This is a genomic window from Streptomyces sp. P5F9 (assembly GCF_057961495.1).
Map to the genome: position 1 here is coordinate 59,232 of NZ_JBXVPZ010000004.1, position 16,688 is coordinate 75,919.

The following is a 16,688-nucleotide window of genomic DNA, read 5'->3' on the forward strand; positions in this document are numbered from 1 at the left end:
GGGGAACTGCGCGACCAGCCACAACCGGCCGGCAGCTTTCGAACGACCTATCCGACGGCGCGCCCAGCGGCCCTCGCGATGGCAATCTGGCGTGCGACCCGAGGGCCGAGCACCGAAACAACGAGCAGCACACCGGTGACGACAATCTGCGACTGCGCCGAAACGTTCAGCAGGCTCATCACGTTCTGCAACGCCCCGAGCAGAAAGACACCGGCAACCGCACCTCCCAACGTCCCCTTCCCACCGTCGAAGTCGATCCCTCCGAGCAACACCGCGGCTACGACGGACAGTTCGAGCCCGGTCGCGTTGTCATAGCGCGCACTGGCGTAGTGCAGCGCCCAGAACACCCCGGTGAGAGAAGCCATCAACCCCGTCACCGTGAACAGGATCAACTTCTGCCGCCGGACCCGAATACCGGCGAACCGCGCAGCCTCCACATTCGCCCCGATCGCGAACAACGACCGCCCGAACGGCGTCGCATGCAGCACGACCACCCCGATCGCGAGCAACACGAGGAAGGGCAGGAAAGCCCGCGGCAGGAACGTGCCCCCGAGCCGCCCGGACGCGAAGTCCAGGTACTGCGTGGGGAAATCGGTCACGGCGTCGGAGCCGAGCACGATCTGCGCGATCCCCCGATACGCGGCGAGCGTGCCGATCGTGACGGCGAGGGACGGCAGTCCGAGCCGGGTGACGAGGAGCCCGTTGACCAGCCCGCAGGCCACGCCCAGCAGCAGACAGATCGGGATGATCGTCTCGATGGTCATGCCGTCGTTCCACAGCTTGCCCATCACCGCGCCCGACAGCCCGGCCGTGGAGGCGACCGAAAGATCGATCTCGCCCGAGACGACCAACAACGTCATCGGTAGGGCGATCAGCGCGATGGGGAGCGTGTTGCCGATCAGGAACGACAGGTTCAGCGCGTTGCCGAAGCCGTCCACGAAGGAGAAGGAGAACAGCAGCAGGACGATCAGGAGGGCGCCGACGACCGTGTCCCAGCGGATCGCGCGGTTCGCAAAGGACGCTGGCTCAGGCATGGCGGGCGTTCCTCTTCTTCAGTGCGGTGGCCACACGCAGGGCGACGATCCGGTCGACGGCGATGGCGAGGATGAGCAGGATGCCGTTGATGGCCAGCACCCAGACGGAACTGACGCCGAGGGCGGGCAGCACACTGTTGATGGAGGTCAGCAGAAGTGCGCCGAGTGCCGCGCCGTAGACGCTGCCGGAGCCGCCGGTGAAGACCACCCCGCCGACAACTACCGCGCTGACCACGGTGAGTTCGTACCCGGTGCCGGTGCCGGAGTCGACGTTGCCGAAGCGGGCGAGGTACATCGCGCCGGCGAGCCCGGCGAGCCCGCCGCAGAAGGTGTACGCGGCGAGGGTCCGCTTGCGGACGGGGATGCCGGCGAGCCGGGCGGCCTCGGGGTTGGAGCCGAGCGCGTACAACTCCCGTCCGCTGCCGAAGTGTTTGAGGTAGTAGGCGGTGGCGATCAGTACGGCGAGCGCGATCATCGCCAGCCAGGGCACCGCGGAAAGTCCGCCGGAGCCGAAGTCCACGAACCCGCCCGGGAGATCGGCGGCCGTGATCTGCCGTGAGCCGACCCAGATGGAGTCGACGCCCCGGATGATGTAGAGCGTGCCGAGCGTGACGACCAGCGCGGGCACCTGCCCCAGACTGACCAACAGCCCGTTCACCAGGCCGAGTCCGACACCGAGCAGGACCGCCAGCAGGATCGCGACGACAGCGTTGCCACCGCCATGGAGGTAGTCACCGGTGGCGAAGGCGGTGATGCCGAGCGTGGAGCCGACGGACAGGTCGACGTTGCGGGTGATGACGACCAGCGACTGCCCGGTGGCGACCAGCACCAGGATGGTCGCGTTGAGGAGCAGGTCCTTGATTCCCTGCTCGGACAGGAACTGGCTGTTGCCCGCCTGGGTGATGCCGATCATCACCAAGAAGACGACCAGGATGGCGAGTTCACGCATCTTGAAGACCCGGTCGACGAGCCGGGTGCTGCTCGACTCGGGCACTTCGGCGGCGGGCGCGGGGTTGGGCGCGGTGACCGTCATACGGCGGCCCTCCCGAAAGCTGCGGTCGTCATGAAGGCCTCGTTCATGCGGCGGCCCTCCCGGTGGCTGCGGCCATCACGGTTTCCTCGGTGGCTTCGGAACGGGGGATCTCGGCGGTGAGGCGGCCCTCGTGCATCACCAGCACGCGGTCGGCCATGCCGAGGATCTCGGGCAGATCGGAGGAGATCATCAGGACGGCGACCCCGTCGGCGGCCAACTCACTGAGCAGCCGGTGCACTTCGGCCTTGGTGCCGACATCGATGCCACGGGTCGGCTCGTCGACGATCAGCACCTTCGGGCCGGTGGCCAGCCACTTGGCGAGGACGACCTTCTGCTGGTTGCCGCCGGAGAGGGTGTTGACGGTGTCGGCGATCCGCGCGTACTTGACGTGCAGCTTCACCGCCCAGTCGAGGGAACGGCTGCGCTCGGCGCCCCGGTCGACGAGGCCCGCCCTGACGGTCGTACGCAGGCCGGTCAGGCCGATGTTCCGCTCGATGGACATGTCCATCACGAGGCCCTGGGCGCGCCGGTCCTCGGGGACCAGGGCGAGGCCCGCGGCCATCGCGGTCGAAGGGGCCCCGTTCGTCAGCGACCTGCCGTCGACCTCGACCCCGCCGGCATCCCAGCGGTCGATGCCGAAGACGGCCCGCGCGACTTCGGTGCGGCCGGCGCCGACGAGCCCGGCGAGACCGACGATCTCGCCGCGCCGTACGTCGAAGGACACGTCGGTGAAGACGCCCTCGCGGGTCAACCGCTTGACGCTCAGGGCGACTTCGCCTGGTTCGACGTCCTGCTTGGGGTACAGCTCGTCGAGATCGCGGCCGACCATGCGTCGTACGAGATCGTCCTCGGTCATGCCGTCGATCGGCTCGCTGGAGATCAGGGCGCCGTCGCGCAGAGTGGTGACGCGTTGGCAGATCTGGAAGATCTCCTCCAGGCGGTGCGAGATGAACAGGACGGCGGCGCCCTGTTCGCGCAGGGTGCGGACCACGCCGAAGAGGCGGGCCACCTCGCTGCCGGTGAGAGCGGCCGTCGGTTCGTCCATGATCAGGACGCGGGCGTCGAAGGAGAGCGCCTTGGCGATCTCCACGATCTGCTGGTCGGCGATGGACAGTCCGCGCGCCGGGCGGTCGGGATCGAGTTCGACGCCGAGCCGCTTCATCAGGGCGGCGGTCGCCGCGTACGTGGCCTTGTGGTCGATACGCCCCAGCGCGCGGCGGGGCTGGCGGCCCATGAAGATGTTCTCGGCGATCGACAGGTCGGGGAAGAGGGTCGGTTCCTGGTAGATGACGGCGATACCCGCGTCGCGGGCGTCGCCGGGGCCGTGGAAGAGGACGGGCGCGCCGTCGAGCAGCACCTGGCCGGTGTCGGGCCGGTGCACACCGGCGAGGGTCTTGATGAGAGTGGACTTGCCCGCGCCGTTCTCTCCGGCGAGTGCGTGCACCTCACCGGGGAACAGTTCGAGGGACACGTCCCGCAGGGCGCGCACCGCGCCGAAGGACTTGGAGATGCCCTTGAGCGCGAGCACCGGGGCCGGACCCGCGTCTGACGGGTGGGTCATGAGGGGCTCCTCGACGACGCCGGCGGGTAGGCCCTCACAGCGTCGTGAAAGGTTTCAACTTGGTTGCCGGGACGTTAGGCGCGCCAGCCTTGTCACGTCAATGGGTCCGCGTCGAAAAACTTTCGATAGCCAAAGGTCACATTGAAGTCACGGGCCACAGGGTTCGCCGTAGGGCTTGACACCCCTTCGGGAGGCTCATAACTTCGCTCTCTGAATCGTTTCATACATACGCCGTTCCGTCGCATGTCACAGGAGCCCTCAAGTGACCGATCTCGCCGCGGTGAAGGCCGCTCTCCAGACCCAGGCAGTCGAGACGCCGTCGTGGGCGTACGGGAACTCTGGGACCCGGTTCAAGGTCTTCGCCCAGGAGGGCGTTCCTCGGACCCCGCAGGAGAAGCTGGAGGACGCGGCGAAGGTCCACGAGTTCACCGGCGTGGCGCCGACCGTGGCCCTGCACATCCCGTGGGACCGGGTCGACGACTTCGGGGCGCTGGGGAAGTTCGCGCAGGACCACGGGCTGAAGCTCGGCGCGATCAACTCCAACACGTTCCAGGACGACGACTACCGGCTCGGGAGCGTGTGTCATCCCGATGCGGTGGTGCGGCGCAAGGCGCTGGATCATCTGCTGGAGTGTGTCGACATCATGGATGCGACGGGCTCCGCCGATCTGAAGCTCTGGTTCGCGGACGGGACGAATTATCCGGGTCAGGATGATCTTTCCGCGCGTCAGGATCGGTTGGCGGAGGCGCTGGCCGCGGTGTACGAGCGGCTTGGGGACGGGCAGCGGATGCTGCTGGAGTACAAGTTCTTCGAGCCGGCGTTCTACTCGACGGATGTGCCGGACTGGGGTACTGCGTACGCGCACTGTCTGAAGCTCGGGCCCAAGGCGCAGGTGGTCGTCGACACCGGGCATCATGCGCCCGGCACCAATATCGAGTTCATCGTCGCGACGTTGTTGCGGGAGGGGAAGCTCGGGGCGTTCGACTTCAACTCCCGGTTCTATGCGGACGATGACCTGATGGTGGGGGCGGCCGATCCGTTTCAGTTGTTCCGGATCATGTACGAGGTGATCCGGGGTGGGGGGTTCACCGCGGATGTCGCCTTCATGCTGGATCAGTGTCACAACATCGAGGCGAAGATTCCGGCGATCATTCGGTCGGTGATGAATGTGCAGGAAGCGACGGCGAAGGCGTTGCTGGTGGATTCCGTCGCGTTGGCTGCTGCGCAGCGGGCCGGCGATGTGCTGGAGGCCAATGCCGTGGTGATGGACGCGTACAACACGGATGTGCGGCCGTTGCTCAGGGAACTGCGCGAAGAGCAGGGGCTTGCCCCTGACCCCATTGCGGCGTACCGCGCCAGTGGGTGGCAGGAGCGGATTGTTGCTGAGCGGGTTGGGGGGCAGCAGGCGGGGTGGGGAGCGTAAGCGTCTGCCAGGTTCTGTTTGTTGCGGGGTGCGGGTCGTATGTGGCTGGTCGCGCCCACGCGGCGGAGCCGCATATCGATACAGCCCCGCGCCCCTGAAGGTAATGCGCTCGCCCTCTCTCGAAAAGGACTGGAAGTTCATGGCACCGCACCCCCAAGCCGACGCGCTCCTCGCCCGCTCACATCGACTCGGCGCTGATGCTCGCAACACCAACTACGCCGGCGGCAATACATCCGCCAAGGGCACCGATACCGATCCCGTGACCGGGGGTGATGTCGAGCTGATGTGGGTGAAGGGGTCCGGAGGGGATCTCGGGACGCTCACCGAGGGCGGGCTGGCCGTGTTGCGGCTTGATCGGATGCGGGCGCTGGTCGATGTGTATCCGGGGGTCGAGCGCGAGGACGAGATGGTGGGTGCGTTCGACTACTGCCTGCATGGAAAGGGGGGTGCGGCGCCCTCCATCGATACCGCCATGCATGGGCTTGTGGACGCGGCTCATGTCGATCATCTGCATCCCGATTCCGGGATCGCGCTGGCCTGTGCCGCCGATGGGGAGAAGCTGACCGCCGAGTGTTTCGGGGACTCCGTGGTGTGGGTGCCGTGGCGGCGGCCCGGGTTCCAGCTGGGGCTGGACATCGCCGCCGTCAAGGAGGCCAATCCGCAGGCCACCGGGTGTGTGCTCGGGGGGCACGGGATCACCGCGTGGGGTGCTAGTTCCGAGGAATGCGAGCGGAACTCGTTGCACATCATTCGTACCGCCGAGGCGTTCCTCGTCGAGCGCGGGAGGCCCGAGCCCTTCGGGCCCGTCATCGAGGGGTACGGTGCGCTCGGCGACGGTGAGCGGCGGGAGCGGGCCGCCGCGCTCGCGCCGTACGTCCGTGCTGTCGCCTCTCAAGACCGGGCGCAGGTCGGGCACTTCACCGACTCCGAGGTCGTTCTTGATTTCCTTGCGCGGGCCGAGCATCCCCGGCTCGCTGCGCTCGGTACATCGTGTCCCGACCACTTCTTGCGGACCAAGGTCAGGCCGCTCGTTCTCGATCTGCCGCCCACCGCTCCGCTGGACGAGGCGATCGCGCGGCTGAAGGAGCTGCACGCCGCCTACCGCGAGGAGTACGCCGCCTACTACCAGCGGCACGCCCTGCCCGACTCCCCCCCGATGCGTGGTGCCGATCCGGCGATCGTGCTGATCCCAGGCGTGGGCATGTTCTCCTTCGGCAAGGACAAGCAGACGGCCCGCGTGGCAGGCGAGTTCTACGTCAACGCCATCAACGTGATGCGTGGCGCCGAGGCGGTGTCGTCGTACGCGCCCATCGAGGAGTCGGAGAAGTTCCGTATCGAGTACTGGGCCCTGGAAGAGGCCAAGTTGCAGCGGATGCCGAAGCCCAAGCCGCTCGCCACGCGGGTCGCGGTCGTGACCGGTGCGGGTAGTGGGATCGGCAAGGCGATCGCGCGGCGGCTGGTCGACGAGGGCGCGTGCGTCGTGATCGCCGATCTCAACTCCGAGAACGCGGCCTCCGTCGCCCAGGAACTCGGTGGTTCCGACAAGGCCGTGGCCGTCACTGTCGATGTAACGGACGAGGGGCAGATCGCCGACGCCTTCAAGGCCGCGCTGCTCGCCTTCGGCGGGGTCGATCTCGTTGTCAACAACGCCGGCATCTCCATCTCCAAGCCCCTGTTGGAGACTTCGGCCAGGGACTGGGATCTGCAGCACGACATCATGGCCCGTGGTTCCTTCCTCGTCTCTCGTGAGGCTGCCCGGGCGATGATCGCGCAAGGGCTCGGGGGCGACATCCTCTACATCGCTTCCAAGAACGCCGTGTTCGCCGGGCCCAACAACATCGCCTACTCGGCCACCAAAGCCGACCAAGCCCATCAAGTACGGCTGCTCGCCGCCGAGTTGGGTGAGCACGGTATCCGGGTCAACGGGATCAACCCGGACGGTGTCGTGCGCGGTTCGGGCATCTTCGCGGGTGGTTGGGGTGCGCAGCGGGCGGCGACCTACGGGATCGAGGAGGAGAAGCTCGGCGAGTTCTACGCCCAGCGGACCATCCTCAAGCGTGAGGTGCTGCCGGAGCATGTCGCCAACGCCGTCTTCGCCCTCACCGGTGGGGACTTGACCCACACCACCGGGCTGCACGTCCCGGTCGACGCCGGCGTTGCGGCCGCCTTCCTTCGGTGAGCGCTGACGTGAACGTGTACGCCGCGGTCGACCTCGGTGCGTCCAGTGGGCGCGTCATGGTCGGCCGCGTCGGGCCCGACTCCCTGGAGTTGGCGGAGGCCCATCGCTTTCCCAACCGGCCCGTCCGCACCCCTGAGGGGCTGCGCTGGGACATCCTCGCGCTGTACGCCGGCGTCCTGGACGGGCTCCGGGCTGCCGGCGCGGTCACCGGCGGGCGGCTCGACTCGGTCGGCATCGACAGCTGGGCTGTCGATTACGGGCTGTTGGACGCGGACGGAGCCTTGCTCGGCAATCCCGTGCACTATCGGGACGCCCGCACGGAGGGGGTCGCCGAGAAGGTGTGGGCGACTGTGCCCGTGGATGAGTTGTATTCGTCCACCGGGTTGCAGTACGCGCCGTTCAATACGCTGTACCAGCTGACCGCCGCTCGCGACTCCGCCCAACTCGCCCACGCCGAGCGGCTGTTGCTCATCCCCGACCTGGTGTCCTACTGGCTCACCGGTGAGCAGGGCACCGAGTTGACCAACGCCTCCACCACCCAACTCATCGATCCCCGGACGCGCGACTGGGCGTACGGCATCGCCTCCCGCCTCGGTATCGACCTCGGGCTGTTCGCGTCGTTGCGGCAACCGGGCGATCCTGCGGGGGTGTTGCGGGACGAGGTGGTGGAGGAGACGGGGCTTCGGGGGCCCGTGCCGGTGACGGCGGTCGGCTCGCATGACACGGCGTCAGCTGTCGCCGCAGTTCCGGCGGTTGAGGAGCGGTTCGCCTATATCTGCACCGGCACCTGGTCCCTCGCCGGGCTGGAGCTCGACGCGCCCGTGCTCAGCGAGGCCAGTCGTGCCGCCAACTTCACCAATGAGTTGGGGCTCGACGGCACGGTCCGGTATCTGCGCAACATCATGGGGCTGTGGCTGCTTCAGGAGTGTGTACGGGCATGGGGCGAGCCGGAGTTGGGAGAGTTGCTGCGCGGGGCGGCCCGGGTGCCGGCGCTGCGGTCGGTCGTGGACGCGGGCGACGCGGGGTTTCTGGCGCCGGGGCGGATGCCCGAGCGGATCGCCGACGCGTGTCGCGGTTCGGGGCAGCCGGTGCCGGAGTCCCGGGCGGAGATCACGCGCTGCATTCTCGACTCCCTCGCGCTCGCCCATCGCCGGGCGGTCGGCGAGGCCCAGGAACTCGCCGGTCATCCGGTCGACGTCGTGCACATCGTCGGGGGCGGTACCCGCAACGCGCTGTTGTGCCAACTGACCGCCGATGCCTGTGGGTTGCCGGTGGTCGCCGGTCCGACGGAGGCCGCGGCCCTCGGCAACGTGCTCGTCCAGGCGCGAGCCCACGGGCGTGTTGGTGACCTGGCCGGGATGCGGGGGCTGCTCGCCCGTACCCAGCCGTCGACCCGTTACGAACCTCAGGGCGACACCGCCCGGTGGCGAGCGGCGGAGGCCCGGCTCGCCGCGCGGTGAACCAGGGGTCCCCGAGCCCGATGACCCCCGATTCGGAAGCTCGGCTCGCCGCACGATGAACCGGGGGCTCCCCGAGACGGTGGCCTCCGACTACGCTGCATCCATCCGATGATCGACCACTAAGGAGCCGCGATGCGTGTCGCTCTGTTCCTGACCTGCGTCAACGACACGCTGTATCCGGACACCGGGCGCGCCGTGGTGAAACTGCTGACCAGGCTGGGCGTCGAGGTCGACTTCCCGATGGCGCAGACATGCTGCGGGCAGGCGCACTACAACACCGGTTACCGCCATGAGGCCGAGCCGCTCGCCCGGCATTTCTCCGATGTCTTCGGGGAGTACGAGGCGATCGTCACGCCGTCCGGGTCGTGCGGGGCGATGGTGCGGGAGCTGTATCCGCGCATGGGCGAGCGGGCCCGGGCCGAGGGGCGCGGGGACACCCTGGCCACCACGTTGGCGCCGGTGGTGCCGAAGACGTACGAACTGACCGAGTTCCTCGTGGACGTGCTCGGGGTGACGGACGTCGGGGCCTACTACCCGCACAAGGTGACCTATCACCCCACCTGCCACGGGCTGCGCAGCCTCGGGCTCGGCGACCGGCCGCTCAAGCTCCTCCAGGCCGTCAAGGGGCTGGAGTTGGTCGAGCTGCCCGGCGCCGACGAGTGCTGCGGGTTCGGCGGGACCTTCGCCGTGAAGAACCCCGATGTCTCGGCGGCGATGGGTGCCGACAAGGTGCGCAACGCCGAGTCGACGGGCGCCGGGGTGCTGTGCGCGGCGGACAACTCCTGTCTCATGCACATCGGCGGCACGATGGCCCGGCTCCACACCGAGATGCGGCCCGTGCACATCGCCGAGATTCTGGCCGCGACCGAAGGCACCACGGAAGTCGGCACCGGAGCCGTCACGGAAGAGGAGGCGGGCGCATGAGCGAGACGTTCGTCGGGATGCCCGCGTTCCCGGCCTTCCCTGTAGCCGCCCACGAGGCCGTCAACAACCAGACCCTGCGCGGAAATCTGCGCCACGCCACCCACACGATCCGCGCCAAGCGGGCCAAGGCCGTGGCGGAGCTGTCCGACTGGGCCGCGCTGCGCGAGGCCGGCAAGCAGATCAAGGACCACACCCTCCGTCATCTCGACCGGTATCTGGTCCAGTTGGAGGAGTCGGTGACGGCGGCGGGCGGCATCGTCCACTGGGCCGCCGACGCGGACGAGGCCAACCGGATCGTGACCCGACTCGTCGAGGAGACGGGCGAGTCGGAGGTCGTCAAGGTCAAGTCGATGGCCACGCAGGAGATCGGGCTCAACGAAGCCCTGGAGGCGGCGGGCATCCGCGCCTACGAGACCGATCTCGCCGAGCTGATCGTGCAGTTGGGCAAGGACCGCCCCTCGCACATCCTGGTCCCCGCGATCCACCGCAACCGCGGTGAGATCCGGGAGATCTTCGCCCGCGAGATGAGCGAGTGGGGCCGCCCGGCGCCGGACGGGCTGACCGACACGCCCGCCGAACTCGCCGAGGCCGCCCGTCTCCACCTCCGCGAGAAGTTCCTGCGGGCCAAAGTCGGCATCTCCGGCGCCAACTTCATGGTCGCGGACACCGGCACGCTCGTCGTCGTGGAGTCCGAGGGCAACGGCCGGATGTGCCTCACCCTCCCCGAGACGCTGATCTCGGTCGTCGGCATCGAGAAGATCGTGCCCACCTGGCAGGACCTGGAGGTGTTCCTGCAGACCCTCCCCCGTTCCTCGACCGCCGAGCGCATGAACCCGTACACCAGCACGTGGACGGGTACGACGGACGGGGACGGACCGCGCACCTTCCACCTGGTCCTGCTCGACAACGGCCGCACCGACACCCTCGCCGACGAGGTCGGCCGCCAGGCCCTGCGCTGCATCCGCTGCTCGGCCTGCCTGAACGTCTGCCCGGTGTACGAGCGGGCCGGCGGTCACGCCTACGGCTCGGTGTACCCGGGCCCGATCGGCGCGATCCTCAGCCCCCAACTCCGGGGCACGGCAAGCGAGATCGACGCCTCACTGCCGTACGCATCCTCCCTGTGCGGTGCCTGCTACGAGGTGTGCCCGGTCGCCATCGACATCCCCGAGGTGCTGGTGCATCTGCGGGAGCGGATCGTGGAGGGCGGGCCGGTGATCCGCGAGGGCAACAAGGTCGTCCTGCAACCCGCCAAGGGCCATGCCGCCGAGCGCGCGGCGATGCGGGCGGCCCGCTGGACGTTCACCCACCCGGGCGCCCTGCGCACCGGCCAGCGGCTGGCGTCCCGCACCCGGCGCTTCCATCCACGGACGCTGCCCGGCCCCGGCAAGGCGTGGACCGGCACCCGGGACCTGCCCGCCGTACCGGCGGAGCCGTTCCGCGACTGGTGGCAGCGCACGCACGGTGGAAAGGACGAGGCCAAGTGAGCAGCAGGGAACGGATTCTGGGCCGCGTGGAGCGCGCGCTCGCGGATGTGCCGAAGGACGACACGCCCTACGACCAGGCCTTCGACCGTGGTTATCTGCGCGAGCACGGGGACCGGAGTGTCGAGCGGACAGTGGATCTGCTCGCCGAGAATCTCGCCGACTACCGCGCCCTTGTACACCGGTGCACGGACGCCGAACTGGCCGCTGTGATCGCAGGGTTGCTCGCCCAGCGGGGCTCGAAGTCCGTCGTCGTACCGCCAGGTCTTGAGCCTTCGTGGCTAGCGGCGGCCGAGGTCGAACAGGTCGCGGACCGGGCCGAGAGCACCCCCGCCGAGCTGGACCGGGTCGACAGTGTGGTCACGGCGTGTGCGGTGGCCGTCGCCGAGACCGGGACCATCGTCCTGGACGGCGGCCCGGACCAGGGCCGCCGCCGGATCACGCTCGTCCCCGACCATCACATCTGTGTCGTACGGGTGCCGGAGCAGGTGGTGTCCTCGGTCCCGCAGGCGCTCCAACGCCTTGATCCTGCACGCCCGTTGACCTGGATCTCGGGTCCCTCCGCGACCAGTGACATCGAGCTGGACCGGGTCGAGGGGGTGCACGGTCCGCGCACCCTGGAGGTGGTGCTGGTGGGCGGTCAGGCGAGCGTAGAGGTCAACTCGTAGGTGCCGGACGGCAGTTGGTAGGAGGCTGTGCCGTCCGCGAAGCCGAGGAACTCCACGCCCAGCGCCTCGGCCAGGGGCCGTTCGCCCTCGTGGACGGTCGACGGATCGGCGGTGGGGATGCGCAGGGTCGCCGTGCTGTTGGCGGGGACGACCGCCCGGTACGTCAACTCGCCTTCCCGTGTGGCCCATTCGCTGACGATCTCGCCGTAGGGAGAGAGGTGTGAGCCCCGCACCTTCGTGATCCTGCCGGTCGGGTCGATGTGGGGCCGGAGGAAGAAGTGCTTGAAGCCCGGGTGTTCGGGGTCCTTGGCGATGCCGGCCATGCTCTCGTACATCCACTCCATGATCGCGCCGTAGGCGTAGTGGTTGAACGAGTTCATGTCGACCGGGCCGAAGCCGTCCTGCTTCGAGTACGAGTTCCAGCGCTCCCAGACCGTGGTGGCGCCGTTGGCCACCGAGTACAGCCAGGACGGCATCGCGTTCTGGTGGAGGAGGCTGTACGCGAGGTCGGCGCGGCCCTCGTCGGTGAGGACGGGGGCGATGACGTTCACGCCGAGGAAGCCCACGGCGAGAGTGTTCTCCGGGTACTCCACGCGGGTGCTGTCGGGGTGGGCCGCCTTGTAGGCCGGGCTGTTGCCGATGTTGTCGGTGAGCAGGGTGACCAGTTGGCGGTGCTGCGACTCGCTGTCGTAGAAGCCGAGTTTGAGGATCCAGAGCAGGGCGGTCTGGGTGTCGTCCTCGGTCTTGCCGGCGCTGTTGCCGGGGGTGTGGGGCGGTGGGTCGCCGAGGCTCGACCGGACAGTGAGCTGTCCGGTCAGGGCGTCGGTGGCGAAGTACTTGGCGATGAAGGCCCGTTTGATGTGGGTGAACAACCGCTCGTAGGTGGCCGCTTCGGCGGTGCGGCCGGTGGCGCGGGCCATGTCCGCCATGAGGCGGGCGCTGTAGCCGTAGTAGACGTCGCTGATGAGCTGGGTGCTGGTGATCTGGAAGGCGAGCCAGTCGCCGAAGACCGCACCCTGGCCGGCGTAGGTGTCGCCGGTGCGCTGCTGGATCCAGTCCAGGTACTTGGTCATCGACGCCCAGCTGCGGTCGATGATCGTGGTGTCACCGGACATCTGCCACACCGTCCACGGCACGACGACCCCGCAGTCCGCCCAGCCGCTGGCCGGGAGCGGCTGGCTGAAGCGGTGGCCGGGGGCGACCCACGGGAACTGGGCTTTCCCCGCGCCGTAGTTGTGCTGTGAGTCGATCAGCGTGTCCTGGAAGTGGCTGAGGAAGGGGACCGCGTCGGTGTTGTACAGGCCGGTGTTGGCGAAGAGCTGGGTGTCGCCGGTCCAGCCGAGTCGTTCGTCGCGCTGTGGGCAGTCGGTGGGGATCCAGAGGTAGTTGCCGCGCTGGCCCCAACGGACGTTGCCGATCAGCTGGTTGACGTCCGTGTCGTCGGTGGTGATGGTGCCGATGTCGTGGAGGGCGGAGGTGGCGACCCTGCCCGTGAGGTCGACGAGGGTGACGGTCTCGGTCGTGGCGACGGAGACGTACCGGAAGCCGTAGAACGTCAGCGCGTCCTGGTGGGTCTCGCCCGCCGGGTCGCCCTTGAGGATGTAGGTGCTGGTGGCCTCGGCGGTGCGGAGGTTCGCGCGGTAGACCGAGCCCGCGGGTCCGTCGGCGCCGGGGCTGTCGTCGTTGAGCATCTCCCCCGGCTTGAAGGCGACTTGGGCGCCCGCCGGGCCGCGCAGGGTGTAGCGGGGCACACCGACCAGGTTCTGACCGAGGTCGATGACGGCGGTGTCGCCGGGGTGCAGGGTGACGGAGACGGTGGACGCCCGCACGGGGTCGGTGACCGTGCGGGTGGGGTCGACGACGATACGGCCCTTGCCGTTCGCGCTGCCGCCTTCCTGACCCGCGGCTCCCGTGACTCCCGTGTAGACGGTGACGGAGTGCGGCGTGCGGTCCCACTCGGGCATCAGGCGGGCGCTCTCACCCGGATAGGCGACCAACTGGGCGTCGGGGAAAGGGTCTTGGGCCTCGACGGCCGACCAGGCCGAGGTGTCGAAGCCGTTCGCCGTCCAGCCGGGGAGTTCCTTGCGGGCGTCGTAGAACTGGCCGTCGTAGATGTCGTCGGTGCGGTAGGGGCCGGTGTCGGTGGCCCTCCAGTCGGCGCCGGGTGCGGTGACGATCGTCTGGGTGGAGCCGTCGGCGTACCGGACGAGGAGTTTCGCCTTGAGGGCCAGGGGGTTGCCGTCGGCCGAGTAGTGAGTGCTGTTCTCGGCGATGCGGCCGTTGTACCAGCCGTTGCCGAGCACGGCGGCGAGGGTGACCTGCGCCGCGTCCGCGAGCAGGTCCGTCACGTCGTAGGTGAGGTAGTTGACGGTGGTGTCGTAGTTGGTCCAGCCCGGGGCCATGAACTCGTACGTGGTGCCGTCGCCTTGGGGCACGGAGACGCGTCGGCCGTTGACGTAGGCGTCGTACACACCGAGTGCGGAGAGGTACAGCCGGGCCTCGGTCACCTGCCCGCCCGTCAGTGGCGTCTGGCTGCGCAGGAGTGGTGCGCCGGCGGTGTTCGGGCGTTTGCCCGCCATGCTGATCCACTGGGCACCGTCCCAGCCGGTGACGCCGTCCGTGCTGAGCAGGCCGGTCTCGAAGTGGGCGGCGGGTGCGGCGGTGACGGCGCGGCCGTGTTCGTCCCACACCGTCACCGTCCAGTGGTAGCGGGTGGAGGCGCGCAGTTCGGGGCCGGAGTAGCGGACGGCGACCGAGTCCGCCGAGTCGACACGGCCGCTGTCCCACACGTCGGCGCTGCCGTGGGTCAGGTGGCGGGGCGAGGTGGCGACCTTGATCCGGTACGCCGACTGGTGGCGGCCCCGCGCGGTGGACGCCATGCGCCAGCCGAATCTCGGGTGTGCCGCGTCGACGCCGAGCGGGTCGACGCGGTGTTCCACGGTCAGGCCCGACACCGTGGTGTCGGCTGAGGCGGTTCCTCCGCCGCCGTTGTCTCCCGCCATCGCCGCGGGGACGGTACTCAGGGCGGCCGCCGTGGTGAGCAACGTGCGGCGGCGCAGCCTTCCGTCGCGGGCCGTCGCGTCGAGTCCGTCGACTCCGTCGTTCATGCCGCTGTCCCTTCGGCCCGCCGGGAGATGGAGGTGCTTCGGATCATTCCAGGGTCCGCATGCCCGCGTCACCAGCCGGTGGGACGCTGTTGAAGGGCGGCCGCGAACCGGCGCCGTTAGCGTGAGGACATGATCCGGTTCGAGCAGGTCAGCAAGCGGTACCCGGACGGTACGACGGCCGTGGACGAGCTGTCCTTCGAGGTGAACGAGGGTGAACTCGTCACGCTGGTGGGCCCGTCCGGCTGCGGCAAGACGACGACCATGATGATGGTCAACCGGCTCATCGAGCCCACCTCCGGCCGGATCTTCGTGAACGGCGAGGACATCGCCGGCGTCGACCCGGTGCAACTGCGCCGCCGTATCGGATACGTCATCCAGCAGGTGGGCCTCTTCCCGCACCGCACGATCCTCGACAACACGGCGACCGTGCCGTCCCTGGTCGGCTGGAAACGGGCGAAGGCCCGGGCCCGGGCCGCCGAACTGCTCGATCTGGTGGGCCTGGACCCGAAGACGTACGGTCCGCGCTATCCGGAGCAGCTTTCCGGCGGGCAACGGCAGCGCGTCGGTGTGGCACGGGCGCTCGCCGCCGATCCGCCGGTGCTGCTGATGGACGAACCGTTCGGCGCGGTCGACCCGGTGGTGCGGGAGCAGTTGCAGGACGAGTTCCTGCGGATGCAGGCCGCCGTGCGCAAGACGGTGCTGCTGGTCACGCACGACATCGAGGAGGCGGTACGGCTCGGCGACCGTATCGCCGTGTACGGGCAGGGGCGGATCGAGCAGTACGACACCCCCGGCGCGGTGCTCGGCACCCCGGCGACGCCGTATGTCGCCGAGTTCGTGGGCGCGGACCGGGGGCTGAAGCGGCTGTCGGTGACGGAGATCGAGCCCGACGACCTGGAACAGCCGCCGGTCGCCCGCGTGGACGAGCAGGCGCGGCGGGCCGCCGACCGGCTGCGGGTGGAGGGCGCCAGATGGGCGGTGGTCCTCGACGAGCAAGGCGAACTGCAGGGCTGGGTCAAGGCCGACGAGCTCACGGCGGGGGGCACGGTCGGCGAACTCGCCCACCGCATGAACGCGTGGGTACCGGTGGGCGCCCCCTTGAAGCAGGCGTTCGGTGTGATGCTCCAGCACGACGCCGGGTGGGTCGCCGTGCTGGACGGGGCACGCTTCCTGGGAGTCCTGACTCCGGCGAAACTGCACGAGGCGCTACGGCGGTCCGTGGACGCGGACGCGCTTGGGGTGCCCCGGGGGCAGGTGGACTTCGACTCGGTAGCGGATGCGTGAGGATCTCGCTCGGTGGCTCAGGAGTAGGTCATGGGGCACCCCTGCCGCAGTGAGTGCTGGGCCGCGCGCAGGTACAGGGACACGTAGAAGGCCGTGTCCAGATCCTCACTCCAGCGGCCGGGCCGCGCGGCGGCGAACTGCTCCGCCTCGCCTTCCAGGAACCAGAAGGTGAGGGCGAGGTTCCCGGACGCCTCCGGTATCTCGACGGGCAGTTCGAGTGCCGCGGCCAGCCGCTCGGCGAGGGCGAGCACCTGAGGTGCGCCAGCGATCACCGTCTCGTCCGTGTACGCGGAGCCGATCGGCAGCCGTATCTCCTCGTCGAGCGAGACCGGCACCAGCACCGACCAGCCGCCGATCAACTTATGCTCCGCAGGCGTCAGTCGGGCACGGCACAGCGCGTCGAACCCGTACATGGACGGGCTCAGCTTCTCCTCGAACGCCGCCCCGAAGTCCCGCTCCGGCACGGACGCGTACGGCGGCAGCCCGCGCCGGGCCAACTCCGCGTCGAGCCCCTTGGCGATCGCCCCCATGCCC

Annotated in this window: 12 protein-coding genes; 7 read left to right on the forward strand and 5 right to left on the reverse strand. The window is 69.0% G+C overall.

The features are described from left to right. Positions 1-47: 47 nt before the first annotated feature. From AC31A1_RS01665 to AC31A1_RS01675, 3 genes are read right to left on the reverse strand one after another with little or no spacing between them, the layout of a single operon-like run. On the reverse strand, positions 48-1,034 hold the full coding sequence (locus AC31A1_RS01665; protein WP_489651435.1) for an ABC transporter permease: 987 nt from the start codon (positions 1,032-1,034) through the stop codon (positions 48-50). Further along, the gene (locus tag AC31A1_RS01670) at positions 1,027-2,067 is read right to left on the reverse strand and encodes an ABC transporter permease (RefSeq protein ID WP_489651436.1); all 1,041 of its coding nucleotides are present in this window, start codon (positions 2,065-2,067) and stop codon (positions 1,027-1,029) included. Before AC31A1_RS01670 ends, AC31A1_RS01665 begins: the two co-directional genes overlap by 8 nt. Before the next feature lie 43 nt (positions 2,068-2,110). Next, positions 2,111-3,628 (reverse strand): sugar ABC transporter ATP-binding protein, encoded by a 1,518-nt coding sequence (locus tag AC31A1_RS01675; RefSeq protein ID WP_489651437.1) that lies wholly within the window; start codon positions 3,626-3,628, stop codon positions 2,111-2,113. 262 nt (positions 3,629-3,890) lie between these two features. On the opposite strand from AC31A1_RS01675, the gene rhaI reads away from it, so the two are divergent. From rhaI to AC31A1_RS01705, 6 genes are all read left to right on the forward strand, one after another. Further along, a complete protein-coding gene (gene rhaI / locus AC31A1_RS01680) occupies positions 3,891-5,051 on the forward strand; it encodes an L-rhamnose isomerase (RefSeq protein ID WP_489651438.1) in 1,161 nt (386 codons plus the stop codon). A 139-nt stretch (positions 5,052-5,190) separates the two neighbouring features. Beyond that, positions 5,191-7,230, forward strand: coding sequence for a bifunctional aldolase/short-chain dehydrogenase (locus AC31A1_RS01685; RefSeq protein ID WP_489651439.1), 2,040 nt, complete (start codon positions 5,191-5,193; stop codon positions 7,228-7,230). Between the two features lie 8 nt (positions 7,231-7,238). Then, a complete protein-coding gene (locus AC31A1_RS01690; RefSeq protein ID WP_489651447.1) occupies positions 7,239-8,690 on the forward strand; it encodes a rhamnulokinase in 1,452 nt (483 codons plus the stop codon). Between the two features lie 132 nt (positions 8,691-8,822). Beyond that, positions 8,823-9,614 carry a (Fe-S)-binding protein gene (locus tag AC31A1_RS01695; protein ID WP_489651440.1) on the forward strand — a complete coding sequence of 264 codons (792 nt, stop codon included), beginning with the start codon at positions 8,823-8,825 and terminating at the stop codon, positions 9,612-9,614. Beyond that, positions 9,611-11,098: a LutB/LldF family L-lactate oxidation iron-sulfur protein gene (locus AC31A1_RS01700; RefSeq protein ID WP_489651441.1), complete on the forward strand. Its 1,488-nt coding sequence runs from the start codon at positions 9,611-9,613 to the stop codon at positions 11,096-11,098. The genes AC31A1_RS01695 and AC31A1_RS01700 overlap by 4 nt, the downstream gene beginning before the upstream one ends. Next, entirely contained in the window at positions 11,095-11,763 is a 669-nt protein-coding gene (locus AC31A1_RS01705; RefSeq protein WP_489651442.1) for a LutC/YkgG family protein, read from the forward strand. The genes AC31A1_RS01700 and AC31A1_RS01705 overlap by 4 nt, the downstream gene beginning before the upstream one ends. Here the strand turns inward: AC31A1_RS01705 and AC31A1_RS01710 are convergent. Further along, a complete protein-coding gene (locus AC31A1_RS01710) occupies positions 11,736-14,870 on the reverse strand; it encodes a family 78 glycoside hydrolase catalytic domain (RefSeq protein ID WP_489651443.1) in 3,135 nt (1,044 codons plus the stop codon). The two genes, AC31A1_RS01705 and AC31A1_RS01710, sit on opposite strands and share 28 nt — an antisense overlap. 129 nt (positions 14,871-14,999) lie before the next feature. Between AC31A1_RS01710 and AC31A1_RS01715 the strand changes: the two genes are divergently transcribed. Beyond that, entirely contained in the window at positions 15,000-16,154 is a 1,155-nt protein-coding gene (locus AC31A1_RS01715; protein ID WP_489651444.1) for a betaine/proline/choline family ABC transporter ATP-binding protein, read from the forward strand. Positions 16,155-16,171: 17 nt separating this feature from the next. Here AC31A1_RS01715 and AC31A1_RS01720 read toward each other — a convergent pair. Then, positions 16,172-16,688 (reverse strand): hypothetical protein (locus AC31A1_RS01720; protein ID WP_489651445.1); only part of this gene is annotated, 517 nt, incomplete at its 5' end.

Coding starts and splice junctions, on each gene's coding strand:
- AC31A1_RS01670 (WP_489651436.1), bottom strand. CDS start 2,067: ATGACGGTCACCGCGCCCAACCCCGCGCCCGCCGCCGAAGTGCCCGAG.
- AC31A1_RS01710 (WP_489651443.1), bottom strand. CDS start 14,870: ATGAACGACGGAGTCGACGGACTCGACGCGACGGCCCGCGACGGAAGG.
- AC31A1_RS01675 (WP_489651437.1), bottom strand. CDS start 3,628: ATGACCCACCCGTCAGACGCGGGTCCGGCCCCGGTGCTCGCGCTCAAG.
- AC31A1_RS01715 (WP_489651444.1), top strand. CDS start 15,000: ATGATCCGGTTCGAGCAGGTCAGCAAGCGGTACCCGGACGGTACGACG.
- AC31A1_RS01665 (WP_489651435.1), bottom strand. CDS start 1,034: ATGCCTGAGCCAGCGTCCTTTGCGAACCGCGCGATCCGCTGGGACACG.
- AC31A1_RS01700 (WP_489651441.1), top strand. CDS start 9,611: ATGAGCGAGACGTTCGTCGGGATGCCCGCGTTCCCGGCCTTCCCTGTA.
- AC31A1_RS01685 (WP_489651439.1), top strand. CDS start 5,191: ATGGCACCGCACCCCCAAGCCGACGCGCTCCTCGCCCGCTCACATCGA.
- AC31A1_RS01695 (WP_489651440.1), top strand. CDS start 8,823: ATGCGTGTCGCTCTGTTCCTGACCTGCGTCAACGACACGCTGTATCCG.